At 62.4% G+C, this 24,897-nt stretch carries 22 protein-coding genes; 18 read left to right on the top strand and 4 right to left on the bottom strand.

From position 1 onward, the window contains the following. The first annotated feature begins 64 nt into the window (after window positions 1-64). The 3 genes from QMK17_RS17635 to QMK17_RS17625 all read left to right on the top strand — a co-directional run bounded on the left by QMK17_RS17635 (window position 65) and on the right by QMK17_RS17625 (window position 2,756). Window positions 65-1,705 carry an acyl-CoA carboxylase subunit beta gene (locus tag QMK17_RS17635; RefSeq protein WP_283510589.1) on the top strand — a complete coding sequence of 547 codons (1,641 nt, stop codon included), beginning with the start codon at window positions 65-67 and terminating at the stop codon, window positions 1,703-1,705. A gap of 104 nt (window positions 1,706-1,809) precedes the next feature. Further along, the gene (locus tag QMK17_RS17630; RefSeq protein ID WP_442972789.1) at window positions 1,810-2,118 is read left to right on the top strand and encodes an acyl-CoA carboxylase subunit epsilon; all 309 of its coding nucleotides are present in this window, start codon (window positions 1,810-1,812) and stop codon (window positions 2,116-2,118) included. Between the two features lie 11 nt (window positions 2,119-2,129). Further along, window positions 2,130-2,756, top strand: a complete 627-nt coding sequence (locus QMK17_RS17625; protein ID WP_283510588.1) for a Maf family protein — start codon at window positions 2,130-2,132, stop codon at window positions 2,754-2,756. On the opposite strand, the gene QMK17_RS17620 is transcribed toward QMK17_RS17625, so the two are convergent. Then, entirely contained in the window at window positions 2,742-3,188 is a 447-nt protein-coding gene (locus QMK17_RS17620; RefSeq protein ID WP_283510587.1) for a flavodoxin domain-containing protein, read from the bottom strand. The two genes, QMK17_RS17625 and QMK17_RS17620, sit on opposite strands and share 15 nt — an antisense overlap. Window positions 3,189-3,252: 64 nt before the next feature. Then, window positions 3,253-4,584, bottom strand: coding sequence for a hypothetical protein (locus QMK17_RS17615; RefSeq protein ID WP_283510586.1), 1,332 nt, complete (start codon window positions 4,582-4,584; stop codon window positions 3,253-3,255). Between the two features lie 177 nt (window positions 4,585-4,761). Here QMK17_RS17615 and QMK17_RS17610 point away from each other — a divergent pair, with 177 nt between their 5' ends. Next, window positions 4,762-6,051, top strand: coding sequence for a glycosyltransferase (locus tag QMK17_RS17610; RefSeq protein WP_283510585.1), 1,290 nt, complete (start codon window positions 4,762-4,764; stop codon window positions 6,049-6,051). On the opposite strand, the gene QMK17_RS17605 is transcribed toward QMK17_RS17610, so the two are convergent. Beyond that, entirely contained in the window at window positions 6,032-7,153 is a 1,122-nt protein-coding gene (locus QMK17_RS17605; RefSeq protein ID WP_283510584.1) for a hypothetical protein, read from the bottom strand. The genes QMK17_RS17610 and QMK17_RS17605 overlap by 20 nt on opposite strands. Before the next feature lie 828 nt (window positions 7,154-7,981). Here QMK17_RS17605 and QMK17_RS17600 point away from each other — a divergent pair. From QMK17_RS17600 to QMK17_RS17555, 10 genes are all read left to right on the top strand, one after another. Continuing rightward, window positions 7,982-9,424: a condensation domain-containing protein gene (locus tag QMK17_RS17600; RefSeq protein WP_283510583.1), complete on the top strand. Its 1,443-nt coding sequence runs from the start codon at window positions 7,982-7,984 to the stop codon at window positions 9,422-9,424. Window positions 9,425-9,440: 16 nt separating this feature from the next. Then, a complete protein-coding gene (locus QMK17_RS17595; protein ID WP_283510582.1) occupies window positions 9,441-10,874 on the top strand; it encodes a condensation domain-containing protein in 1,434 nt (477 codons plus the stop codon). Further along, complete coding sequence (locus QMK17_RS17590) at window positions 10,875-12,266, top strand: condensation domain-containing protein (protein ID WP_283510581.1); 1,392 nt, start codon at window positions 10,875-10,877, stop codon at window positions 12,264-12,266. Between the two features lie 49 nt (window positions 12,267-12,315). Continuing rightward, window positions 12,316-13,212: a sulfurtransferase gene (locus QMK17_RS17585; protein WP_283510580.1), complete on the top strand. Its 897-nt coding sequence runs from the start codon at window positions 12,316-12,318 to the stop codon at window positions 13,210-13,212. 23 nt (window positions 13,213-13,235) lie between these two features. Further along, window positions 13,236-13,640 carry a SufE family protein gene (locus QMK17_RS17580; protein WP_283510579.1) on the top strand — a complete coding sequence of 135 codons (405 nt, stop codon included), beginning with the start codon at window positions 13,236-13,238 and terminating at the stop codon, window positions 13,638-13,640. Window positions 13,641-13,821: 181 nt separating this feature from the next. After that, window positions 13,822-15,297, top strand: a complete 1,476-nt coding sequence (locus tag QMK17_RS17575; protein ID WP_283510578.1) for a condensation domain-containing protein — start codon at window positions 13,822-13,824, stop codon at window positions 15,295-15,297. 145 nt (window positions 15,298-15,442) lie between these two features. Beyond that, a complete protein-coding gene (locus tag QMK17_RS17570; protein WP_283510577.1) occupies window positions 15,443-17,236 on the top strand; it encodes an acetyl/propionyl/methylcrotonyl-CoA carboxylase subunit alpha in 1,794 nt (597 codons plus the stop codon). 576 nt (window positions 17,237-17,812) lie between these two features. Continuing rightward, complete coding sequence (locus tag QMK17_RS17565) at window positions 17,813-19,708, top strand: AAA family ATPase (protein WP_283510576.1); 1,896 nt, start codon at window positions 17,813-17,815, stop codon at window positions 19,706-19,708. 104 nt (window positions 19,709-19,812) lie between these two features. After that, window positions 19,813-20,460, top strand: a complete 648-nt coding sequence (locus QMK17_RS17560; RefSeq protein WP_283510575.1) for a helix-turn-helix transcriptional regulator — start codon at window positions 19,813-19,815, stop codon at window positions 20,458-20,460. Window positions 20,461-20,815: 355 nt separating this feature from the next. Continuing rightward, a complete protein-coding gene (locus tag QMK17_RS17555; protein ID WP_283510574.1) occupies window positions 20,816-21,478 on the top strand; it encodes a GAP family protein in 663 nt (220 codons plus the stop codon). 175 nt (window positions 21,479-21,653) lie between these two features. On the opposite strand, the gene QMK17_RS17550 is transcribed toward QMK17_RS17555, so the two are convergent. Beyond that, window positions 21,654-22,778 (bottom strand): AI-2E family transporter, encoded by a 1,125-nt coding sequence (locus QMK17_RS17550; protein WP_283510573.1) that lies wholly within the window; start codon window positions 22,776-22,778, stop codon window positions 21,654-21,656. Between the two features lie 171 nt (window positions 22,779-22,949). Between QMK17_RS17550 and QMK17_RS17545 the strand changes: the two genes are divergently transcribed. The 4 genes from QMK17_RS17545 to QMK17_RS17530 all read left to right on the top strand — a co-directional run bounded on the left by QMK17_RS17545 (window position 22,950) and on the right by QMK17_RS17530 (window position 24,773). After that, window positions 22,950-23,369 carry a DUF7144 family membrane protein gene (locus QMK17_RS17545; protein ID WP_283510572.1) on the top strand — a complete coding sequence of 140 codons (420 nt, stop codon included), beginning with the start codon at window positions 22,950-22,952 and terminating at the stop codon, window positions 23,367-23,369. Window positions 23,370-23,403: 34 nt separating this feature from the next. Then, the gene (locus QMK17_RS17540) at window positions 23,404-23,556 is read left to right on the top strand and encodes a hypothetical protein (RefSeq protein ID WP_283510571.1); all 153 of its coding nucleotides are present in this window, start codon (window positions 23,404-23,406) and stop codon (window positions 23,554-23,556) included. Window positions 23,557-23,741: 185 nt separating this feature from the next. Beyond that, window positions 23,742-23,939 (top strand): hypothetical protein, encoded by a 198-nt coding sequence (locus QMK17_RS17535; protein ID WP_283510668.1) that lies wholly within the window; start codon window positions 23,742-23,744, stop codon window positions 23,937-23,939. Window positions 23,940-24,359: 420 nt separating this feature from the next. Beyond that, window positions 24,360-24,773, top strand: coding sequence for a DUF1707 SHOCT-like domain-containing protein (locus QMK17_RS17530; RefSeq protein WP_283510570.1), 414 nt, complete (start codon window positions 24,360-24,362; stop codon window positions 24,771-24,773). Window positions 24,774-24,897: the final 124 nt, after the last annotated feature.

Genomic DNA, 24,897 nt, shown 5'->3' with positions numbered 1-24,897 from the left:
AAGGGTTCGCCAACGCGCCCCTCGGTCGGGACGGGTGTCACAGCCGTGGTTAAAGTATTTGCCCATGACCAGTGTTCAGGATTCGACTGCGCAGGAATCGGCCGAGAAGCCCGACATTCACACAACGGCGGGCAAGATCGCCGACCTGCGCAGCCGGCGCGAAGCGGCGATGGCCCCCTCAGGCGAGGAAGCGATCGACAAAGTCCACGCCAAAGGCAAGCTCACCGCACGCGAACGCATCACCGCACTGCTCGACGACGGGTCCTTCGTCGAAATGGACGCCCTCGCCCGCCACCGCTCCCAGAACTTCGGCCTCGCCGACAACCGCCCCTTCGGCGACGGCGTCGTCACCGGCTACGGCACCATCGACGGCCGCGACGTCTGCATCTTCTCCCAGGACGTCACCGTCTTCGGCGGCAGCCTCGGCGAAATCTACGGCGAAAAAATCGTCAAGGTCATGGACCTCGCCATCAAAACCGGCCGCCCCCTCATCGGCATCAACGAAGGAGCAGGCGCCCGCATCCAGGAAGGCGTCGTCTCACTCGGCCTCTACGGAGAAATCTTCCACCGCAACGTCCAAGCCTCCGGCGTCATCCCCCAAATCTCCCTGGTCATGGGAGCAGCAGCAGGCGGACACGTCTACTCCCCCGCGCTGACCGACTTCGTCGTCATGGTCGATGGCACCTCCCAGATGTTTGTCACCGGACCCGACGTCATCAAGACCGTCACCGGCGAAAACGTCACCATGGAAGAACTCGGTGGCGCCACCACCCACATGGAGAAATCCGGTGTCGCCCACTACGTCGCCTCCGGCGAACAAGACGCCCTCGACTACGTCCGCGACCTCCTCGGATACCTCCCCAGCAACAACCGCGCCGAGGCACCCCGCACCATCCCGAGCGATCCGATCGACGGAGGCATCGAAGACAACCTCACCGCCGAGGACCTCGAACTCGACACCCTCATCCCGGATTCACCGAACACCCCGTACGACATGCACGAAGTCATCACCCGCATCCTCGACGACGACGAATTCTTGGAAGTCCAAGAAGGCCGCGCCCGCAACATCATCGTCGGCTTCGGACGCGTCGACGGACGCTCCGTCGGCATCGTCGCCAACCAGCCCACCCAGTTCGCCGGCTGCCTCGACATCGACGCCTCCGAAAAAGCGGCCCGCTTCGTCCGTACCTGCGACGCCTTCAACGTCCCCATCATCACCCTCGTCGACGTGCCAGGATTCCTACCCGGCACCGGACAAGAATTCAACGGCATCATCCGCCGCGGCGCGAAACTCTTGTATGCCTACGGCGAAGCAACCGTCGGGAAGATCACCGTCATCACCCGCAAAGCCTACGGCGGCGCCTACGACGTCATGGGCTCCAAGCACATGGGCGCCGACGTCAACCTCGCCTGGCCCACCGCACAGATCGCCGTCATGGGCGCATCGGGCGCTGTCGGGTTCGTCTACCGCAAACAACTTCTCGAAGCGGCAAAGAACGGTGAAGACGTCGACGCGCTGCGCTTGAAGTTGCAGCAGGAATACGAGGACACCCTCGTCAACCCCTACGTCGCCGCCGAGCGTGGTTACCTCGACGCCGTCATCCCCCCGAGCCACACCCGAGGACAGATCGTCTCCGCACTGCGCCTGCTCGAACGCAAACAGGTCACCCTGCCCCCGAAAAAGCATGGAAACATTCCACTGTGAGCGCCCCGGCGAATCAGGATGCAGTGAGCGCCCCGGCGAATCAGGATGCAGTGAGCGCCCCGGCGAACAATGATGTAGCGAGCGTTGAAGGGAATCATGATCTTGTGACCGCATCGACGAGGCTGTTCGACATCGACCAACTAACCGAGCTCGACCAGGCAGCGGGGGTGGACCAGGCAGCGGGGGTGGACGAAGCCGTGGCAGCGCAGTTGCGCGATGCGATCCACGTCGTGAAGGGCAACCCTTCCGATGAGGAGATCGCGGCACTCGTGGTGGTTCTGACGGCCGCGGCAGCGGCATCGTCCCCACGGGCGGATGCACGTCCGCCCGAGTTGTGGGGCTCACCGGCTGCGATGCATCGGACGTTCGCGCCGTTCTCGCCGTACTCTTTCGCGGCTTCACGCCGCTACTAGATCGACCGTTCATGACGCGCTTCGTTCTGGCATCTGCGTCGCCTGCACGTCTCGGAGTACTTCGCGCCGCGGGCGTCGAACCCATCGTGCGTGTGTCCGGGGTCGACGAAGATGCACTGACCGCGTCGCTCGGGAACTTGCCTTCCCCAGAAGAAGTGGTGGTCACCCTGGCCCGCGCCAAAGCAGAGGCCGTGCTCTCGGAATTCGATGACGCCGTGGTCGTCGGCTGCGATTCGATGCTGTCGATCGCCGACGCGCTCCAGGGAAAACCTCATACCGTCGAGGTAGCCCGAAAACGCTGGTCGACGATGGCCGGCCGTTCGGGTGATCTGCTGACCGGGCATGCCGTCGTTCGGGTGAAGTCGGGTGCGGTGGTAGCGGTGGCTGCCGCGTGCAGTTCCACCACGGTGTACTTCGCCGAGCCGTCGGCTTCGGATCTCGACGCTTACCTGGCCTCGGGGGAACCGCTCGAAGTCGCAGGAGCGTTCACGCTGGACGGACTCGGTGGATGGTTCGTCGATCGCATCGAAGGAGATCCGTCCAGCGTCATCGGCATCGGACTACCGCTCGTTCGGCGTCTGCTGAACGAGGTAGGCGTCTCGATGTCGGACGTGTGGTCGGCGTCAGCCGGCCAGTAGGTCGGTCAGTTCCTTTGCCCATTCCTCGGCTTGCGTCTTCGGCCTGACGCTCGACGAGCTGTCGTGGCGGGCGTGCTCGTGTACGTGCGTTGCCCCGAGTTCCACCAGCTTCTCCGCAATGATCTCGCCGCCGCGGTTGAATGTGTCCTCATAGATGCGATCGCCGAGACCGAACAGCGCGAACCTCAGCCCCGTCAGGTCGGGCGCGTCCTCCACCAGCGCGTCGTAGAACGGCTGGGCGCCTGTAGGGAGTTCACCGTCGCCGTAGGTGGAGCAGATGATGACGTGGAAGTCGTCGGTGTCCATGTCCGAAACTTCGTACTCGAGCATGTCGCGAACCTCGGTGTCGTGGTCCACCAACACGTCGGCGATCTTGTCCGCGACCTCCTCAGCGGTACCGGTCTCCGAACCGAACAAGACGACTACTGCCATGTTCACTTCCCCTTCTCTCCGAGTGGCACTGAAGCCAGTGCTGAATCGGTGGATAAGCATAGCCTCACCAGAAGGTCGCCGTCAGCTGCCACCTGTCGTACTCGTCCGCGACCAATTTTTTCAGGTGCTCGGCGTTCGGAAACAGATCAGGGTCGAGTCCGGTGACGCACAGCGTCGACGTCTCTCCTGATGTGTTCCACCAGACGCTGACGCCGCCTCTGGTCCTACGCAGAAGTTCGACGGTGGTGTTCTGAGTGATGGAACGCATCGCCACCGAGCCGGCCTCCGCGCCTCCGATGGACCGCAGTGCAACTCCACGGTCGCCGAGATTCGAGCACAAGCACAGGGGCGCGGTGGCCGACTGTGCAGCCTTGGCAACGATCGCGTCGGGAAGCATCTGCATGAGAGGCTTCGTCAGCTCGAACGTGGTCGAATGCGAGGTGTCCGCGAGGGTGGTGAACGCCTTCTTGCTGTCGCGCCTGACGGGCCCCAGATCCGAGCGGAAGCCTCCTCCGCCTTCGACCATGATCGAGACCCCGGACGTCGCATTGGCACGCACATCGCCCGCTACGCGGGTACTGACCGGCAAGGACACCTTGACCGGATCGGACTCGCCGATACGTCCGCTCGATGTCAGGATTCCCAGTGCGACCGCGACGAGAAGACTGTTGGCGCTTCCCCCAGCTCGGGTCGCGGCATCGACCCACTGCTTCGTGGGGCTGTCGACGACCACGGTGCTGGGCGTGAACGGGCCGGAGGCCGACGGCTCGACAGGCGAGGGGCCTCTCGGAGTGCTCGGTGTCCGCTCGCCGCCCTTCGCGCGACTCACGGCGGACCGAATGCCGCGGCCCAGTGCGCGCGCGCTACCCGCCGCTGCTCTACACAGCTGACTTGCCGCGTCACGCAGATCGTGTACCTCGGATTCGCCCCACGCGGACTTGAAATCTTCGGGATCGCCTGGACCGCGAAGCGCCGCGATCGCAGCGGACGTGAGTGCACCCCCGTCACCCACGACGTGTGAGGCAACGAGAGAGACAGCGCACCCGCCGGTGTCGAATTCCGTGAATGCCAATTGCCAGACCGGCCCGGTTTCCGGGTCCAGATTCACGTTCGCTTTCTGTTGGATCCACTCGCTGAGCCGAGCGGCCGAGCGTATCCCGTCGACCGCGAGCGGTAGCGGCTCTCCTGCCCCAACCCAGGTGTCTCGCGCGCCGGGGATTCGGGCTCGTCGCACGGCGCGGTTGATGGGACCGGCAGCTAGGTTGTGCCACGCCGAGGACAGATCCTCCGTGGAGATCACAGTGTCGAACTGCCATACGATCTGGTTGACGACGGGAACGCCGAGAACGCATTCCATTCGAAGGAACAGATCGTCGTCATAGGTCAGTCGATTCACCGCACGAGCGTATCCCGGCTCCGACCACGGAGCGGCCCGAGCATGTGGAAAGTTCCAAAGAAGCTTGTCGCTGTTCGCCTTACGCGCCACCACGCGAGATGGGGTAGGTTTCATTTCGGCGATGAGACCCCGAGACCGAAGGAGCTCGTCGCACCCTTGAACGCGAAGGAGTGCGTCATGAAGTTCGTACTGCCGTTCACCGGCAGCCGCGGAGATGTCCAACCGGGACTTGCTCTCGCCATCGAACTGGACCGTCGCGGCCATAGTGTCGTGTTCGGCGCTCCCCCCAACCTGGTGAGATTCGCCACAGCGGCAACCACTTCCAGCACAAGCGTCTCGGTCGTTCCATTCGGGCCGGATACCAAGGCCCTGTTGGAGTCCGACCTCGTACGACGACGAATAAAGGCCAAGAACCCACGCACGCGATTTGCTGCTCTCGCGGAGTTGGCCAATTTCGGGTGGGACGACATGACGAGCCAGCTGTCCGCAATGGCAGTGGGAGCCGACGCCGCTGTTACCGGAACACTGGGCCAGGAGATGACGTTCAATGTCGCCGAAGCTCTGGCCATTCCTTTTCTCGCGCTGCACTACTGCCCGATTCGAGGTAACGGCGCAATGTCGGTGGTACCCGGCAGGAAGCTACCATCTGGCGTCAATCGTGCCACGTGGCGCTTGCTGGAATCGATGCGTTGGCGTTCCATGCGAGAACGCGAGAACAGCCAGCGTCGCAGCCTGGGCCTGCCCGATGCCGAATCTGCCCTGCCCAAACGGATCTCGAATTACGGCGGTCTGGAACTACAGGCATACGACGGGGCCCTGTTCCCCGGATTGGAGCACGAGTGGGGGTCCTCACGGCCGTTCGTCGGATTCCTCGAACTCCCCTCCGCCCCACAGCCTCTCGGTGCCGATCTCAGCACGGGATCCGCTCTGCGCGAATGGATCGACGAAGGCCCTCCGCCGCTGTACTTCGGCTTCGGGAGCATGCCGGTGAAGGACCCTGTCGCATTGGTCCGAACGATCGACGAGGTCTGCACGTCCGGCGGCCACCGAGCCCTGGTCAGCTCCGGATGGAGCTCGATGAGCGAACGGATCGAGCCGGGTTCGGCGGTGTCACTGGTGGGCGCAGTGGATCACGCAACGGTATTCCCGTTGTGTCGAGCAGCAGTTCATCACGGGGGCGCGGGCACGACGGCCGCGGGAATTCGCGCGGGACTCCCGACGATGATCTGCTGGTTCAGTGCCGATCAACCGTTCTGGGGCGCCGCGCTCGGCCGTATCGGTGCAGGCACGTCGATGAAGTTCTCCCGTCTGGACAACGACACACTCGAGGCGGGTCTTCGCGTACTGCTGGCACCCGAAACTGCTGTGCGAGCACACGAACTCGGATTGTCGATGACTCCACCCTCCGATGCGGTTCGAGTGTCGGCCGATCTCGTCGAGAGAGCAGTCACCAGTAACGGCCCGTGAGGTTCCAGCGACTCAGAACCTGCTCGACCACCCTCCGCAGTTCTTCGTCCGTCGACATCCGGTCCGGATCCATGCCGTGCAGCGTGATAGTCACCGCATCGTCCGTCTCCGCCGCCCATGCCGTCGACCCACCTCCGAGCCTGCGAGCCGACGCTGCGTCCGCACCTACGAATGTTGCGCGTGCAGCGACACTCCGAGCTCGTACCCCGCCGATCGTGACGAAGTCGTCGGGCAGATGCCCGAGGTTCGAGCACAGCCCCTCTGCGCCGTCGGCGGGCATCGGGAGTTTCGCGACGATCGCGTCAGGAAGCATCTGAATGAGAGGAAGCGGAATCGACTCGGTAGATATGCCGGCAGCTTGCCGGGCCGCGAAGTCGACGAACGCTGACTTGCTGGCCTTGCGAAATCGGCTGAGGTCACGATCTCCCGGTTCGGCCACAGGCACACACACCGGAATGATCTTTGTCGAGTTCGAGTCGAGGTCGCCGATGTCACGCTCGCTGTACGGCAACGACCATCGGAGCTCGTCACCGGGACGAGCGCGACCCGACGCCTCCGAGATGGCTGTCATCAGCGCGATGAAAAGGGAGTTGGACGTACCGCCCCACTCTGCAGCCGTCGCGCGCCACTGCTCGGCAGGAAGTTCCACCACTACGTAGGGAGGACTCCATCGTCGGGAGTCTCCGTTGCGCGCGCGGATATCGACCGCGCGGGTATCGACATCGCTTCGGTGAGGCTGCGCGGCCGGCGTCCGCGGCGACTCGGGCGCAGCCGACCGCGAGAGCGCACCGGCAGCCTTTTTCGCAACCCACTGCACGATCGGAGTGATCTGACCGACCGTGTCGCCGATGTCTTCGACCAAGGCGTTCAGCACAGTGGGCTGTGGCCCGAGGTCGGCAGCGGTGACACCGACATCCTCGCGATTTGCCTGCCGTACGGCCGCGACCATGCCCGACCCGTCGGCGACCATGTGCGAGCACACAAGGGAGACGATCGTTCCGCCGTCGGACAACGGGGCCGCCGCGAGTTGCCACCCGGTTCCATGCTCGGGATCCACCCGATCGGTGATCTGCTGTTCGGCCCAGGTGCGAATGGCGCTCACGTCGACGGTAACCATTGCCAGATGCAGGGGCAATGACGTGTCGGATGCGATCCATCGATGCCTCGCCGTTGGCAGAACCGGCGCGACGACCGCCCGCGACAAGAGGCCGCGCGTCAGGTCTTCGTGGAGTTCACCGAGCTCAGAGCTCGATAAAGCAGTATCGAACCTCCATAAGAACTGATTGAACACTGGATTGCCGATACCGTGGTGCATTCGCAGGAACAAGTGATCCGCAAATCCAATTCGGGTCATCGGCAAAACTTACTACAAAGACGAAACAAACCCGAAGATGAATTTTTCATTGCCTGACCAGAAACATGGTCGTTAAAGTCGGGCCTGTGTTCATACGGATTGGTCCGTTTCCGGCGGTGTGACGAATACCGGGCCATCGGCCGAGATGCCCTCCACACTGACCAGACTCACCGAAACCCGTGGCGATACGCACATCGACGCGCCCGGTGCGGAGGAGCTGAAATCAGCAAATCACTTGTACAGCAACGGTATACGCTGCTGTGTCTCGCTGGCCGGACGGAACGCGCACACCGATCCCATCCCACCTCCTCATCCGTCAACTCCGGCCGGGGTGATCAATCACACCTTTTTGCAGTGCGAATTACTTCACGATCCCACTTACTCTAAATATCGGATCGACTGCCGTGCATTGACGCCGACAGTAAATTTCGAGTTACAAACAACAGGTCCGTGTCACTTCGGTTACCGAGAATCAATGCGTCCCGGTGAATACGTCCGCCTGTACCCACGTCCTACTGCTGATTCAAGCAACCAACTAGCCAGTTGCCGCTGGCCGAGCTCGGAATTGGATACTCGATGGAATACACCGAACTGGCCGACTACCCACTACCTGCAGGAAAGCTCACCGAGTGGGTTCCCGCCATCGCCGACGACTCGGCGTGGCAATTGGACGACCGCGGGGTTTCCTTCACACACGAGGACCACTGCAGCCGCGGAAACGACGGATCCTGGATCGGTACGGTCTTCGAGATTCACCGCAGATACGACGTCGACGTCATGCGTCGGACGATCGAAAGTTATATCGCGCGACACGAAGCTTTCCGCACCAGGGTCGAGCGCGACGACGCGACCGGTCGGTGGCATCGGTTCACGGTTCCCGCCGACGCCGTCCGTGTCCACGACCGCCAAGAGCAACGGACGCGCAACGAATCGCAGGTATTCGAGCACCTGGAATCCTGGTTTGCCGACGTGGTCTCCCCTACTCTGTGGCCGCATTTCGTGATGGCAACCGTGGTTCCGGCAGCCCATGTGGCAGCGAGCGCGCCGCAGCAGGACAAATTCCTGGTGATCTTTGCTGCCGACCACTCCGTCATGGATGCTTACAGCCAGATCTATGCGATCAACGAAATCGATCGTTTGTACGCACAGGCACTCGACGGCACCGATCCACAGCTTCCCGAGGTCGGCAGTTATGTCGACTTCTCGGCCGACGAGCGCATGCTGGGCGAGTCGTTGACCGATGACCACGATGCAGTCGTGGCGTGGGAGAGGTTCCTCGCCGTCGACAGCGGTCGCTTCCCCGCGTTTCCTCTGCCGCTCAATGCCGCAGACGGTTCCGCGCCGACAGATCTGGCCACCCGTCAAAGCAGCGTGTCGTCCTGGCTGCTCACCCACGAGCAGGTCGAAAAGTTCAATGCAGCCTGCCGTACGGCGGGCCAGAACATGCAGTCCGGAATCATGGCGGCGTTCGCGCTGGTGAATGCCCGCCTCACGGGCGAGAGCACGTTCCGGACGATCATGCCGATGCACACACGTCATGCGGAACAGTGGGCTGCCAGTGTCGGCTGGTACGTAGGCATCCTTCCCACCGAAATTCGCCTGGAGAACGCAAGTACGTTCGCCGAGGCGATCGAGTGCGCAGCAACCGCATCGACGCAGTACAAGGGCCTGGCATCAGTCCCGTATTCTCGTGTTGCGTCGTTGCTCGGCTCGACCGAAATCCCACGCTTCGTGGTCTCGTACATCGACTTGCGGTTCCTTCCGGACGGCGACAAGTGGCAGGCCAGGAAGGGTCGCGCGCTGCGCAGTGAATGCCACGCCGAGAACGAGGTCTATTTCTGGGTCAATCGCACCCTGCAAGGACTCAACATCTCGGCACGTTTCCCAAGCTCCGACGTATCGACAACCAACGTTCACCGTTTCATCACCGAGTTCGTCTCAGTACTGACCACGGTCATCGACGAGCCCGCCGAGGCGATGGACACTCTGGTGGAGGCAGTCGGAGCCGGCCGAGATTAGGAGCGTCGAGAACTAGATGATCATCACCGCGATGGGCAGCTGGAAGCCCGAGCCAGGCAAGCTGTTGGAATGGCATCCAGTCGGCGAAGCGCTCGATGCGGCTCGCCGCGCCCCTGTCCACCCGGCGCCTACGTCGTTTCTCCAGGAGGACCATCTGCGGGCAGCCGCTGCGGCGGCAGAGCGAGACGACGATCATCATGCGTACACCGGTGTGGCCACGACGATCGACGGATCGCTCGACCGCGACGCACTATCCCGCGCGATCGCGGCATATGTGCTTCGGCACGAGGGTTTGAGGTGCTGGTTCGAGATCGATGACGGCGCGGTTGTTCGCCGACTCGGATCGACTGCAGTCGCATCGTTCGAGCCGCGCGAGGTCGGCGCGTTCGCCACGGACGAGGAGTTCCAGCGCTATGTTCGCGCACGGTTCTCCGCTGAGGCGACCGCGTTCGAGTGGCCAGGGTTCGTGGTGGGTGCGGTCGAGCGGTCGGCGGACTTCACGCTGTACTACGCAGCCGACCACGCCTTCACCGACGGCGGATCGCAGGCCCTCGTCATCAGTGAACTCGCGGATCTGTACGCGCTCGAGATCGGCGAGGACGCCCCTGCTCCCGCGGCGGCGGGCAGCCATCTCGACTATTCGTCGGAAGAACGCGTCCGCGCCGCACAGTACGGCCCGGACGCGCCGGAGATCCAGGCATGGAAGCGGATGTTCGCCGACAACGACGACAAAATGCCTCGCTTCCCTCTTGACCTCGGATTGGCCGAAGGGGAACGCGGCCAGGTACGCATCGTCGAACGACATCTGCTCGACGCCGACGCGACGGCAAACTTCGATACAGCGTGCAAGGTTGCGGGTGCCCGAATCAGCAGCGGTGTATTCGCGGCCGTCGCGATCACGGATTACGAACTCGCCGAGCGCGAGAACTACTTCGGTATCACCGTTCTCAGTACGCGCCATCTCGGAGACTACGGAGTCTCTCAGGGATGGTTCGTCAATTTCGCCCCGGTCGCGTTCGAGGTCGCAGGCGCGAACTCGTTCTCCGTCGTCGCCACTCGGGCACACGCCGGATTCGAGAAATCCAAGCAGATCGCCGAAGCACCCGTTCACGCGGTCCTCGGCGCTCTCGCTGCCGACGGCACCCTCGGGAGCGAGCTTGCGGTGAGCCCGAACATGCTGTCCTACATTGATTTTCGCTGGTTCCCCGGCGTTGGACGCCCGGCCGATGCACGCGGTGAGCACTTCACCGGGGAGGGTGCAACCTCGAACGCATCGATGTGGATCAACCGCGATGCAGATCATCTGTATCTCGTTGCGCAGGTACCGGACAACGATGTTGCGGCCGAATCGGTGGAGCGTTACCACTCACACCTGCAACGCGTATTGGAATCGGTTGCACGCGAAGGCGATTACGCACTGCGCAGTCCAGCCAGAATGGGTTTCCACTAGATGCGGGTCACCTCGATCACCGAGTACCTCACCGATCCGGGCACCTACATCGAGTGGCCGGTGTCGCTCGGCGAGGGAACCCCGTCGCCGGTTCCTCCGTCGTTCAATCAGAACTTTCACCTGTCTGCGGCACTGAGCAATTCGGACCAGTCGTCCTCCACCGTGTGGATCGCGGGAGCATTCGATGTCGTCGGTACTCTCGACGAGGATTCGTTGGCCTGGGCCATCGAGCAGTTCATCTCGAGACACGACGCCTTGAGAACCACGTTTCGTTCCGTGGACGGCGAAATCTTCAGGCAGGTACACGGGGCCCATAAGGTCCACGTCGGACGCCCGTCGCAGACGCGAATCACCGATCCATACACGTTGAGTGCCCACGTCCGAACCCGATTCGACGTGTTGTGCCATCCGTCGAGGCACCCTTCCTACTCCTTCGCAGCCGTCGAACGTCCCGACCGCTCGACGATCCTGTGCGGATTCGATCACGCACACGTCGACGCGGTGTCGATAGTCGTTGCAGTAGAAGAGCTTTCGGCGCTGTACGACGCGCGCCGCTCCGGCACCACGATCGAACTGGACGCGACAGGAAGCTTCATCGAGTACTGCGCCGCGGAAGCCGCTTCTCCGGTAGTCCCGGTCTCCGACCCTCGCGTCGAGAAGTGGGCAGAGTTCGTCGAGCACTGCGGCGGGTCGACCCCAGGATTCCCTTTCGATCTCGGTGTACCTCACGGCGTCCAAGCACCGCAGGCCACCACGATTCATGCGCTCGCGGATGCCGAGCACGCAGCGGCATTCGAATCCGAATGCCGACGACTCGGGACTGGAATGTTCGCAGGGATCGCCGCGGCGATGGCAGAGGCGTCGGCTCGTATCGGCGGCCCAACACGGCTTCCACTACTGTTCCCACTGCACACTCGGCGCGACAAGCAGTACGAACACGCGGTCGGGTGGTTCACCACCAACGCACCGATGTCCGTCACCGTCGGGCAGAGTTTCGGCGACACTCTGGCATCTGCCTACGAGTCCTTTCGCGCAGCTCTACCACTGGGCACGGTTCCGATACCCCGCGTACTCCAAGCCTTGGGCGAGAGATTCACGCGGACGAGGGAGGACGTGTTCATGATTTCCTACATCGACTACCGCACTCTGCTGAGAGGCGAGGGCACACACCTTCGTGCGCACCACATCAGCAATGCAACCACCGCCGACGATGCGCAGTTCTGGATCACTCGCACCGGCGACGGCTTGTCACTTCGGGCGCGATTCCCGGACACCGAGCAGGCGCACGCCGTCATCGATCGGTTCGTCGAGCAGTTGACGCAGGTAGTTCGATCGAACACCGGCGAGTCGCCGAGCCCCGACGAACTCTCGCTTGTCGGACACAGCGCATAGGATTGATCGGGTCAGCATCAAGTCGAACTTGCGTAGGAGCGAAGAAGAAGTGCCCATAGCAGCAGACCCAACCCCCACGTTCGCCGACTATGCGCATCCGGATCGCCTGGTCTCCACCCAATGGTTGTCCGCACATCTGGGCACCCCCGGCCTCAAAGTCGTGGAATCGGACGAAGATGTCCTGCTCTACGACGTCGGCCACATCCCGGGTGCCGTCAAGATCGATTGGCACCTCGACCTCAACGATCCGGTCACTCGCGATTACATCGACGGCGAGCAATTCGCCGCACTTCTCGCTCGTAAGGGCATCTCACGCACGGACACCGTCGTCATCTACGGCGACAAGAGCAACTGGTGGGCCGCCTACGCGTTGTGGGTGTTCACGCTGTTCGGCCATGAGGACGTTCGACTTCTCGACGGCGGTCGTGACGCGTGGCTCGCGGAGAACCGTGAGACGACGCTCGACGTTCCCGAGTACCCGGCAACCGACTACCCGGTGGTCGAGCGCAACGACGCACCGATCCGCGCCTACGCCTCCGACGTTCTGTCGAGCCTGGGCACAATTCCGCTGGTCGATGTGCGCTCGCCTGCCGAGTACACCGGCGAACGCACACACATGCCGGACTACCCCGAGGAAGGCGCACTGCGCGGTGGTCACATTCCCACAGCAGTGAGCATCCCGTGGGCCAAGGCGGCTGCTCCCGACAGTCGATTCCGTCCGCGATCGGAGCTCGAAGAGATCTACGGCGACATCATCTCCAACGACAAGGTGATCGCCTACTGCCGCATCGGCGAGCGATCGAGCCACACCTGGTTCGTCCTCACTCACCTTCTCGGTCACGACAACGTCCGCAATTACGACGGTTCCTGGACCGAGTGGGGTAACGCCGTGCGGGTCCCCATCGCGCGCGGCGAGGAGCCCGGCAACGCTCCGACGAAGCCGTAAGCGTGGCTGACATGCGGGCTGACATGCCTGAATCTCTTGCAGAGATAGTCGAGGACTTCGCGGCCGTCGAGGGCCAAGACAAGTTGCAGCTCCTGCTGGAGTTCAGCCGTGAGCTTCCCGAACTGCCCGCCCATCTCGAGCAGGCAGCGATGGAGCCGGTCCCCGAATGCCAGTCGCCGCTGTTCCTGTCCGTCGACGCTGCGGACCGAGACCACGTCCAGCTGTATTTCAGCGCTCCTCCGGAGGCCCCGACCACTCGCGGGTTCGCGTCGATTCTGCATCAGGGTCTGGACGGACACAGTGCTCAGCAGATCCTCGACGTTCCCGACGACTTCTACGTGGCGTTGGGTCTCCGCGACGCCGTAAGCCCGCTCCGTCTCCGCGGAATGTCGGCAATGTTGGCGAGAATCAAGCGGCATCTGAAGTAGTTCGAGCAACCGATCGAGGCGACCCGTGAAGTGAAGCTTTCGGGTCGTCTTGATCGATACACAAACGGATCGGTACACTCGTGGGTGGGCGAACACGATCCGAGGACGCTGGGGTCCTACGGGTCGATTTTGGTTCGACCGATCCTCTTGTCGTCGTTGTGAAAGAAAAGTTGCTGCCACCATGGAATTCACCGAGCTGGCCGACTACCCCGTACCCGCCGGAACCCTCACCGAGTGGATGCCGAGTGTGGGCCCACACGCGGCGACCCCCGTCCTTGCCGGCTGGCAACCGGACGAACGCCCTACCTCGTACGTGCACGAGGCACATCTGCGGACAAGCCTCGCGAGTCCGCGACGCGGCCGCGAAAGCTGGCTCGGAGCTGCGTTCGAGATTCTCGGCCCATTGGACAAGCCAGCATTTCGGTCAGCGGTGCTCGCGTGGGTCGATCGCCATGAATCGATGCGCTCGCATGCGGCGATCGACGAAGAGTCCGGCGGTCTGTCGCGGGTTACGGCCGCGGAGGGCGCGATCGACATCTGGCAGGTGGAGCAAGAACGCTGCGAGCAGTCGAGCGAGGTGTTCGAGCACCTGCACTATCTCTTCGACGAGTACACCTCGCCGCTGGCATGGCCTGCGTACGCCTTCGTCACTCTCGAGCCGTTGACCCCGGCGGACGACGGCAGAGTCACTGTCTTCTTCGCAGCCGATCACTCGATCATCGACGGATTGTCCACCGTTCTCGTTGCACACGAAATCACGGCTCTGTATGCGGAGGCGAAGGACAACACCCCAGCCCAACTCTTCGAGGCAGGCAGCTACCTGGACTTCGGGGTCTCGGAACGGCGCATTCACGCCGAGTTGGAACACACCCACGAAGCAGTCGTCACGTGGCGGAAGTTCCTGAACGACGGCAACGGTAGTTTTCCTGCCTTCCCACTCGACATCGGCGAGCCCAACGACTTGTCGGCGGCGCAGAGCGGCTTGTCGGCCTGGGTGCTCGATGCCGACCGTGCCGACGCCTTCTCTGTCGCCTGCCGAAAGACCGGCAACAGCTTCTTCTCGGGTCTGCTCGGTGCAATGGCGGTCGCAAGCGCTGAACTGTCGGGTAACACCGAGTTCCGAACGATCACGCCGGTGCATACGCGTGATCAGCCGCATTGGGTGTCCTCGCTCGGCTGGTTCGTCGGTCTCTGCCCCCTCGCGTTCGACATCGACGGGCTCGACTCCTTCGGCGCCGTCGTCGCGAAAGCTACCGAGCAGGTGGCCGCCACCAAACCCATAGCCAGGGTCCCACTCGATCGAGTGTTCGCTGCACTCGGTGCGTCCGCCAAGCCGCGTTTCGTCGTCTCGTTCATGGATGTTCGGTTCGCACCGATGGCAGAGAACTGGCACGACTGGAATGCTCGCGCCTTGCGCAGCAAGCAGTACGACCATGACGTGTACCTGTGGATCAACCGCACGCCTCGCGGCCTCAACATCGCGGCGAGGTACCCGAACACCGAAACCGCCACATCGAACGTCCACCAGTACGTGGGCGCCGTCCGCCGCATCCTCGACGAGGTCGTCGACACCGGCACTGCAATCATGACGTATCGAGCGGGACACGCCTCTACTGCCGAAACAGCAACAACCGAACCTGTTGCTACCAATCAGTAGGGACCCGCGACTTTTTTGGAGAGGTTCCCGATAATCAGCATCCAGTTTCGGTTGTGCTGTCGGCTGTGCTTAAACTCCGAAGAGACCTGAATTACCCGTGCGGCACAACGGCCAGCACAGACCACTCGACATCTCAGGAGGCTCAGTGCCCAGCCATGCCAGTGCGCATATCACCAAGGTCCTTGTCGCAAACCGCGGCGAGATCGCAGTGCGAGTGATACGAGCAGCAGCGGACGCCGGCCTGAGAAGCGTCGCCGTCTACGCCGAACCCGACGCCGACGCACCCTTCGTCCGCCTCGCCGACGAAGCCTTCGCCCTCGGCGGCCAGACTTCCGCGGAATCTTATTTGGTGATCGAGAAGATCCTCGACGCCGCAAAAAAGTCTGGCGCCGACTCCATCCACCCCGGCTACGGATTCCTCTCCGAAAACGCCGACTTCGCCCAGGCCGTCATCGACGCCGGACTGATCTGGATCGGACCGTCCCCCCAATCCATCCGCGACCTCGGTGACAAAGTCACCGCCCGCCACATCGCCGCCCGCGCCAAAGCGCCCTCCGTTCCCGGCACCGCCGAACCTGTCAAAGACGCCGACGAAATCCTCGCCTTCGTCGACGAGCACGGCCTGCCCATCGCCATCAAAGCAGCCTTCGGCGGCGGCGGACGCGGCATGAAGGTGGCCCGCACCCGCGAAGAAATCCCCGAACTCTTCGACTCGGCCACCCGCGAAGCCGTATCCGCGTTCGGCCGCGGTGAATGCTTCGTCGAGCGTTACCTCGACAAACCACGCCACGTCGAAGCACAGGTCATTGCCGACCAACACGGCAACGTCATCGTCGCCGGCACCCGCGACTGCTCCCTGCAGCGCCGCTTCCAGAAACTCGTCGAAGAAGCACCGGCACCGTTCCTCACCGAAGCTCAGCGCACCGAGATTCACGCCTCCGCCAAAGCCATCTGCAAAGAAGCCGGCTACTACGGCGCCGGCACCGTGGAATACCTCGTCGGCCAGGACGGCCTCGTCTCGTTCTTGGAGGTCAACACTCGCCTTCAGGTCGAGCACCCCGTCACCGAAGAAACCTCCGGCATCGACCTCGTCCTTCAGCAGTTCCGCATCGCCAACGGTGAAGAACTCTCCATCACCGAAGACCCCACCCCGCGCGGGCACTCCTTCGAATTCCGCATCAACGGCGAAGACGCCGGCCGAGGCTTCCTGCCCGCCCCTGGCCCGGTCACCACGTTCGTCGCCCCCTCGGGCCCGGGCGTGCGCGTCGATTCCGGCGTCGAATCCGGATCGGTCATCGGGGGCCAGTTCGACTCGATGCTCGCCAAGCTGATCGTCACCGGCGCTACCCGCGAGGAAGCCCTCGCACGTTCGCGTCGCGCATTGGCCGAATTCAAGGTCGAAGGCCTCGCGACGGTCATCCCGTTCCACGCCGCAGTGGTCTCGGACCCAGCGTTCATCGGCGACGGTTCCTCCTTCAGCGTGCACACCCGCTGGATCGAAACCGAATGGGACAACCAGGTACCCCCCTTCACCGCCGGTGAGCCGCTCGACGAGGACGAGACGCTGCCGCGTCGCGCTGTGGTCGTCGAGGTCGGCGGCCGCCGTGTCGAGGTCTCACTGCCCGGGCAGTTCTCGATCGGCGGAAACGGCGCAGCCTCCGACGGAGCGGTACGTCGTAAGCCCAAGCCCCGCAAGCGCGGCGGTGCAGCAGGCGGCGCAGCCTCCGGCGACGCGGTCACCGCACCGATGCAGGGAACCGTCGTCAAGGTCGCAGTCGAGGAAGGCCAGGAAGTCGCCGAAGGCGACCTCATCGCCGTGCTCGAAGCAATGAAAATGGAGAACCCCGTCAACGCCCACAAAGCTGGGGTTGTCACCGGACTGTCCGTCTCCCCCGGCTCTGCCATCACCCAGGGCACAGTCCTCGCCGAACTGAAGTAACACGTACGAGCGACGTCCGATGTCAGTTTCAGCAGACGGGTGCATTGTTCAGCTGGCGTTTTGCGGGTGAGTGCACCGGTCTGCTGACACTCTGATGCGGATGCCGGAAGTGCACTGCACGGTCGTGCACTCGGCTTTTGCCGTGTTACGAATTACCGCCGAACTGCGTTGCTGCGGGCCCGTGACTGAGCTGTGTGGGTCCGTATCAGGTGGGCCACCCCGACGCGCATTGCACTCTCGCCACTGAGGCCGCCAGGTCCGCTGGTGCTGGGTGCTGTCAGCCTGTCGTGTTCTTCGTGGTGCTGATAGTGCATTGAAATTCGGTGGTGCACGTAGTCACCGTATATCGGTGGGGATACCTGTTTGAATTGCATAAACCAACCTTCTACGCCGTTTCGGTGGGGATAACCCGATCATCACCCTCGATACCTCTGTGACCTGCAGGGATAGAGCGTAGAAGACGCTGTAAAGCTTGCAGTTGTCGCTTAGGCTCGGCGTATACGTAATCGCCTGGGCTCAGGTACGAACATCAGTCGTGTTTCGTGCCTGATCCTGAAGTCGGGAGGTGGTGCGACCATGACAATTTCTCGTTCCCGTGTCGGTGTGCAGCGTGGCCGAAATATCGCGCCGTCGGTGTCGACGCGCTCCACTGTCGACCGTTCACGGTTGTGCGCGACGATGAACTCGGTCTTGATCGGTGATGCAGATCTGCGAATAGTGTCGATCACCGCACCTGCCGGGTCCGGTAAGACGGTGCTGCTCTCCCGGTGGATTCGAGGTGTCACTCCACCCGTGGCCACGGCGATGTGGTTGACCGCCACCGAGGATGACAACGATGTGCAGGTGTTGCGCGCGGCAATCATTGCCGCCGCTGCGGCGAGCGAAAACAGTGCCCTCGCGGATGCCGCCCAGCGGTTGACTCTTTCCGAGTTCGCCGGTGATCGCTCGGACCTTGCTGGGCTGGGGGAGCTGCTCGATTCCTCAGCCGGACTGTTGTGCTTGGTGATCGACGATGCTCATCTCCTCCGCGACGCGTCCGCGCTAGAGGAGATGGCGGCGCTGCTCCGCTGGGCGCCGCCCTCATTCCGGCTGATTCTCTCTGGGCGCTTCGAACCTCCGCTGCTGCTCAGTCGCTCGAGGTTGGCTGGTGCAGTAGCCGAAATCACAGCCGAAGACATCGCTTTCACATCCGACGAATCCCGGGAGCTGTTGTCTCGCCACCAACTCGACCAACTAACCGACGACGTCCTCGACACTGTGATGAGTAAGACCGAGGGATGGGCTGCGGGCCTGCAGCTCGCCGCTCTGACCGCGCTCCGCAGCACCAATCCCCGTGATGCTCTCTCCCTTTACGCCGGCACCGACCGCGCGACATCGGACTTCCTGGTCGACGAATTCATCACCTCGTTACCTCCGCGGATCAGGCAGATATTGATAATCACTGCGATTCCCGATGCCGTAACCAACTCACTGGCCGCATATCTGACTCGGATACCTTCAACTCATGTCGTGTTGGAAGCTTTGACTCGCAACAACTTTTTGATCAGCCGAACGGCCACCGATCAGGGACCGCTCTACCGCTATCACCCGTTGATGCGCGCTTACCTTCGAGCAGAGGCAGAACGCGACGATGTCTGCACAGTTTCAGATATCCGCCGCCGCGCCTCCCTGTGGTACATCGAGAACGGCCAGCCCTTCGACGCCCTCAGGCATGCGATCGACAGCGGTGATCCGGACACGACAGCCGCCGTGCTCGAACAGGCCGCTATTGACCTCGTACTCGGTGGGCATTCCGCGGGCGCCATTCTCGGTTTGGTCGAGCGAGCGCCTCGGGAGGTCCGCGGTTACCCCACAACGCGTTTGATCACCGCGCTCGCTCTGCTGGCTGCGGGCAACTTCGCGCCCGCAGCTGCGACATTGGTCTGGCTCGGCCGTGAACCCCACACGGCAACAGCGATCGAGTCGGCGCTGGCCGCGCTGCTCGAGGCGCAGCTTGCCCTGCACACCGACGTACTCAATGACACCGCCACCGCCACCGAAACCGCTCTGCGCACTCTGCATCACATCGACAATTGCGGCGAGCGCTCCGACATCGATGCCTCGATCGCTCTCCACCAAGCGGCGACGGAACTCTTTCTCGGCCGGCTCGCCGATGCAGATCGACATGTCGTAGACGCCAGCGCTCACGCACACGCGGCTCACTCACCGGTACTCGAACTGCACTGCCTGGGGGCACGAACTGTGTTGTCGGCGTTCACAGGCCGCTTCGACGCGGTCACCTCGACCGCGATGACTGCGGTGGCTCTGACCAACACTCACAGTCTGGGTCCTGCCGATACGGTCGCCTTGATCCAGGCCTATGCCGTCTACGCCGCCGACCTCCGAATGGACTGGCCCCCGGCCGCAACGACGTCTCCTGGTCGGTGCTCAACGACTCCCTCGTGCCTGCGATGGCGGAAACCGGCCAGCTGATCCACGCCATCACCGACCGCACGAGCTTGCCGAGCAAAGTAGCCGACCGACTCCGAACTCGGTTCACGCCAGAGACAGATCCTCTGCCGCCACACTTGACAGCGATGATCGCAGCCGATGTCCAGCACACCTTTCTCGCTGCGGGCAACATCGTCGACGCCACGAACTACGCAGCGTTCGTGCACCACAAACTCGGTGACACTGCCGAAAGTGCAGTGCTGTCAGCGATGGTCGAACGATTCCACGGCAGGTTCGTTGGTGCGCATGTCGCACTGGATCCAGTCCTGGACGGTTCGCTACCGGCACTACATCCCATCACAGCGGTGTGGGCGTGGCTCGAAGCGACAACTCTGGCAGCAGAGCGCGATACCGACACCGCATTCACTGCACTCCGTAACGCGCTCACTGTCGGTGAGTCACAAAAACTATTGCGTCCGTTCACATACAGTCAGCGGTACGTGCGGACAGTCCTCGACCGCAACTTCGGGCGGTTCGGCACGCTCGATGGCTTCGCCGCCGTTGTTCGCGCCGCCGTCAAACCCGGTATCGACACCTCCGTGGTCAGGTTGAGCCCACGAGAGATGGACTTGCTGCGTGAACTACCCTCGTTCCGCACCGCCGAGTCCATCGCCGCCGACAAATTCATCTCCGTCAACACGGTCAAGACACACCTGCGAGGGATTTACCGCAAGCTCGGTGTCACCAATCGCCGTGACGCTATCGCAGCAGCGCAGAAACTCGGGATGATTTGACCGCGAGCGGAGGCGACTGCCCGCTTCACTCTTCGAGGATGACGAGACTGCTCGATCGATGCACCAGAGTGTCGGCATCAGAGTCGTCCGAGGGGACCCCTCACCCACAACTGATGAAAGCTGCTGCCAGGGCTGCTCATACCGTCGAGTCGAACACCACCACTACTTGATGGAGGCCGACATGCCGGGCACATCGACCGTTCGGAAGTTCCCCACTGCAAGCGAACTGAAAGAGGAACACGTCACTGCTTACGATGGTGCGATCAGCGACCGGTCCTATGGGCGCCAAATATCGCCCAGTCTTCGCCGAGTTCACATCGCGATACACACGACCGGTCGCTGAAAGGAACCGACAGTGGGAACAGTGCTCGGAGACCTACTACCGCTGGCAATCGGTGTGGCTGTCTCCCCAATCCCCATCATCGCCGCGATTTTGATGCTGCTCGGTAAGCACGCGGGCAGCACCAGCATCGGCTTCGCAGCCGGATGGATCGGCGGAATCATCATCGCCACTACGATCTTCGTTCTTGTCGGCAGTGCAGCGACCGGATCTGACGATGAACCGTCGGCGACCTCGTCGTGGATCAAACTTGCCATCGGTGTGCTGCTGCTTCTGGTTGGAATTCGTCAATGGCGCACCCGCGGGGCGGAGCATGCCACTCCGAAGTGGATGACCGCCATCGACGGCATGACTGCAGGCAAAGCGTTAGGTGTCGGTTTCGCGCTCGCCGCGATCAATCCGAAGAATCTGCTGATGTGTATTGCAGCGGGGGTCACCATCGGCGGCGGCGCCGTCGACAGCGGGCAGACGATCGTCGCTGTAGCCGTGTTCGTCATCTTGGGGTCCTCGACGGTCGCGCTACCAGTGATCGCGTATCAAGTTGCAGCTCAGCGCCTGTCGGCACCGCTCGCATCCCTGAAGGAATGGCTGGAGACGAACAATGCAGCGGTGATGAGTGTCCTGATTCTGGTGATCTCGGTGGTATTGATCGGCAAGGGAATGGGCGGACTGTTCTGATCGTGTAGGAGCACCGCTGACGTAGTGCTGCTCGCCGGTTGCACCGCGGGCCTGATCGCGGTCGGGCGGACAAATACAGGAACAAATTCCGACGCAGTCTCGACCGGAGCTACGTGCCCCACAATCACAAGAGGCCGGCAATGGCGAAAGGCTGTTCGTGATCAAGAAATCTCGTTCATTCCTTCGACGTTTCGCTTGTTTCGCTATCCTCGCTTCCGTCCGGTGGAGGCGGTACCGCACCGCCGCTGAGGAGGACGTCGGCCCACCGGGTGGACGGATCGATGTCCACCAGTAGGGCTTTGGCGAGGAGCGTGACCGGTATAGCCAGTATCGCCCCCAGTGGGCCCAGTACCCATGCCCAGAACACCAAGGACAGGAATGTCAGTGTGACCGACAATCCGACTGCGTCACCGACGAACTTGGGTTGAATGATCGACTGAATGACCACGTTGAGGACGCTGTATACGAGGATGACGGCAAGCATCAACACAGGCCCGCCCTGCAGGAGCGCGAGCAGGGCCGGTGGAATGACGCCGAGTACGAAACCGATATTGGGAATGTAATTGGTGATGAAAGCAAGCAGCGCCCACAGCACAGGCAACGGAACATCCAGCGCCCACAGTGCCAAGCCGTCGAGTACCGCGACGATCAACCCGAAGACGGTCGAGATAACCAGGTAGCGGCGGGTCCCTCCGGCGAACGAGGAAAACGCCATGGCGATATCTGGCCGCACCCGGTCCAAGATTTTCATTCGCGACGTGTAGGACATGCCGTCGACGGCCATGAACAGCGCGACGATCAGGACGAACAACAGGCTCGAGAAAATCCCAAGAGTCCCAGTCACGATAGATTCGACCAGCGCGAATACTGTGTTGGGATCGATGCCGGACAACATTGCGTCGATATCGTCCGTGCTGATTCCCCTGGCAGCCAAAGTCGACTCGACATTGGCCACTAACTCGTCGAGGCGGTCCGCGTAGGTCGGAAGCAGCGAGGACAGTTGGGCAACGGAAACTACCAGTGACACCACCAGGACGCCGAGCACTGCCCAGACTGCCAGCACAGCTGCGACGACGGCGACTGCGTTCGGTACCCCTTTGCGCCGCAGCCAGTTCGGTAGCGGATGTACCGCAACCGTGAGCATCAACGCAAGTAGCACCGGGCCGAGGACGTTGGCGAAGGCTCTTGCGCCGGCGATCGTGATGACCAATCCGGCGGATCCGAGCAGGACGATGACCCCTCGTGGCAACGACCACGTCGGAACCTGCGGCAATACGTGGGGATCGGGTATGCGCGACATGGGACCGCTCCTGACGTATATGGGCACAAACGATCGACTCGAACGATGCCTTGCCGTACGTCCTGACTTCTCATCCGTGCGGGGTGACGTTCACCCCGCACGGATGAGAAGTCAGGACATGCTTCGCATGAGACTTGCCCGACACTCGTCAATCAAGCGGAAGGACAAATCATGGCAACATCGGATTCCAGCCTTCACCGTCATCCCGTCCGGCGGGGGGTGGCAGGCGGTACCACGTTCGCTGCCGCACTGCTGCTTCTCACTGCTGCCATCGTTACACTGCTGCAGGGGATTTCCGCAGTGGTGGGAGATGAACTCTTCGTCGTCGGCTTTGTTTACACGTATCAGCTCGACCTGACGACGTGGGGATGGATCCACATCATACTGGCGGTCCTGCTCGGCGCCATAGCGCTCGGCTTGTTCAGTGGCGCGGTGTGGGCCCGGGCCTCAGCTGTCATCATCGCCGCAGTGTCGATCGTCGCCAACTTCCTCTGGCTCCCGTACTACCCGCTGTGGTCCATCCTGATCATCACTCTCGATTTGATCGTGATCTGGGCAGTCGCAACCTGGGACCCGAGGCCCGCGTTGTGACTCGATGCTCTCTCGGTCGAATGAACCTGTAAGAGTGAAGAACCCCGACCCCGGGGCCCCTACTGCGGAGGAGACCTCGACGGATCGCACGGTTCCGTTGCTGTCGAATCCCACAGTATTCACGGCACTGATGGTCCTCGGGGTTGTTGCACTGATCGTGTTCGTTGCAGCTCTCGTCGTCCGGTAGCCCACATGAAGACCCGCCGCGACAGCAACGCGCCCGCACAGCGCCTCGGGTCGATCTAGCGCTGGACGGAGAATCCACCGCCCCACTCCTCACCGATGAAGGACCTACTCCACACGTGAACCAGAGTGTCGGCGCCACCTGCTTTCGAGGAGACGACTGTGTCCGTACCCAGACGCACTCCACCGATGCGCTACGAATTTCTGATCAAGGGTGAGCTCAGCGAACGCGCCCTGGCTGTATTCCCGGAGTTCACCACCGCGCCGAGTCAGCGCGCATTCACCGCGCTGTGCGGGCCCGTACACAGCGATACTCAACTCCGCGGGATTCTTGGCCGGTTCGACACCCTGGGGCTCACCGTCGTAGAGATGCGTCGACTTCCTTGACTCACCTCTAACCGTCGCGATCTGGGCTCCGTGGGTGAGCATTCCGCCCTCGCCCACAACTGACTTACGCGATCGGATTTCTCCGCTCCCAACGTCGACACGCTCAAAGATCTGCAGAAACAACAACTCGTCACTGTCATCAACTACGCGATCTCAGGGGCGCGGGGCCCCTGGCGGAGCATTCTGGGGGCTACTGTTGGCCGTGATCGCGGTCGTCGCGGCCGCTGCTCACAGAGAGCGTGGAGCGGTCGAAGTCCGCGGCTCTCATCTCTTTCGGATGACCACCTACATACGAAACTTGCCGGTAAATACCACTCGAAAGGGTCAGTATCGGGCTAACGCGCAGAGGTCTTTGAAGTAGTGCAAGCGTCTTCTGAAACTGATGTCCGGCTTCGTCTGTGTGCGGCTAAGGTGTAGCGCATGGCAGAGAACCCGGACGTTCGCATAGGTACGTCCGAACGCGAGCAGGCACTGTCCAATCTCAGCCAACACTTGAGCGACGGACGAATTACTCTTCCCGAGTTCGATGAGCGAAGCGCTGTCGTCACCTCGGCTACCACGCGCGGCGAACTCGATGCCGTGTTCATCGATCTGCCGACGCCGTCACTGGCACCCACCGTGTCAAGGCCTCTGGACATTTCGAAGTCCAGTTCACCGGCGCCGCACTCACAAGATGAGCCCGCTGCTGACACTGGTTGGGACTGGCGCAAAGCAGTCATGGGTGCAGTTCCGATCATCGCGCTGGTCCTGTTTTTCGTCGTGCCAGTGGACAGCAGTTGGCTGTTCTTTCTACTGGTCCCCCTCGCGGGCGCGCTGCTGTTCGGGGGCGACTGATCTGCCGCGGGGATTTCGGACACTGGAGATGGTTAAATTCAGGCCGCGTTGTCGTGCTGCCGGTAACTGTAGTGGACATCGTTCGGGGCTTGGTAGTCGAGAGCTGAATGCCTGCGTCGAGGGT

The sequence above is a fragment of the Rhodococcus sp. G-MC3 genome, assembly GCF_030063335.1.
Classification (GTDB): Bacteria; Actinomycetota; Actinomycetes; order Mycobacteriales; family Mycobacteriaceae; genus Rhodococcoides.
The sequence above is the reverse complement of the archived record's forward strand: the minus strand, read 5'-3'. Positions and strand labels throughout refer to the sequence as shown.

Coding starts and splice junctions, on each gene's coding strand:
- QMK17_RS17530 (WP_283510570.1), top strand. CDS start 24,360: ATGGCAGAGAACCCGGACGTTCGCATAGGTACGTCCGAACGCGAGCAG.
- QMK17_RS17620 (WP_283510587.1), bottom strand. CDS start 3,188: ATGGCAGTAGTCGTCTTGTTCGGTTCGGAGACCGGTACCGCTGAGGAG.
- QMK17_RS17550 (WP_283510573.1), bottom strand. CDS start 22,778: ATGTCGCGCATACCCGATCCCCACGTATTGCCGCAGGTTCCGACGTGG.
- QMK17_RS17590 (WP_283510581.1), top strand. CDS start 10,875: ATGCGGGTCACCTCGATCACCGAGTACCTCACCGATCCGGGCACCTAC.
- QMK17_RS17635 (WP_283510589.1), top strand. CDS start 65: ATGACCAGTGTTCAGGATTCGACTGCGCAGGAATCGGCCGAGAAGCCC.
- QMK17_RS17625 (WP_283510588.1), top strand. CDS start 2,130: ATGACGCGCTTCGTTCTGGCATCTGCGTCGCCTGCACGTCTCGGAGTA.
- QMK17_RS17575 (WP_283510578.1), top strand. CDS start 13,822: ATGGAATTCACCGAGCTGGCCGACTACCCCGTACCCGCCGGAACCCTC.
- QMK17_RS17595 (WP_283510582.1), top strand. CDS start 9,441: ATGATCATCACCGCGATGGGCAGCTGGAAGCCCGAGCCAGGCAAGCTG.
- QMK17_RS17545 (WP_283510572.1), top strand. CDS start 22,950: ATGGCAACATCGGATTCCAGCCTTCACCGTCATCCCGTCCGGCGGGGG.
- QMK17_RS17565 (WP_283510576.1), top strand. CDS start 17,813: ATGACAATTTCTCGTTCCCGTGTCGGTGTGCAGCGTGGCCGAAATATC.
- QMK17_RS17580 (WP_283510579.1), top strand. CDS start 13,236: ATGCCTGAATCTCTTGCAGAGATAGTCGAGGACTTCGCGGCCGTCGAG.
- QMK17_RS17560 (WP_283510575.1), top strand. CDS start 19,813: ATGATCGCAGCCGATGTCCAGCACACCTTTCTCGCTGCGGGCAACATC.
- QMK17_RS17535 (WP_283510668.1), top strand. CDS start 23,742: ATGCGCTACGAATTTCTGATCAAGGGTGAGCTCAGCGAACGCGCCCTG.
- QMK17_RS17610 (WP_283510585.1), top strand. CDS start 4,762: ATGAAGTTCGTACTGCCGTTCACCGGCAGCCGCGGAGATGTCCAACCG.
- QMK17_RS17600 (WP_283510583.1), top strand. CDS start 7,982: ATGGAATACACCGAACTGGCCGACTACCCACTACCTGCAGGAAAGCTC.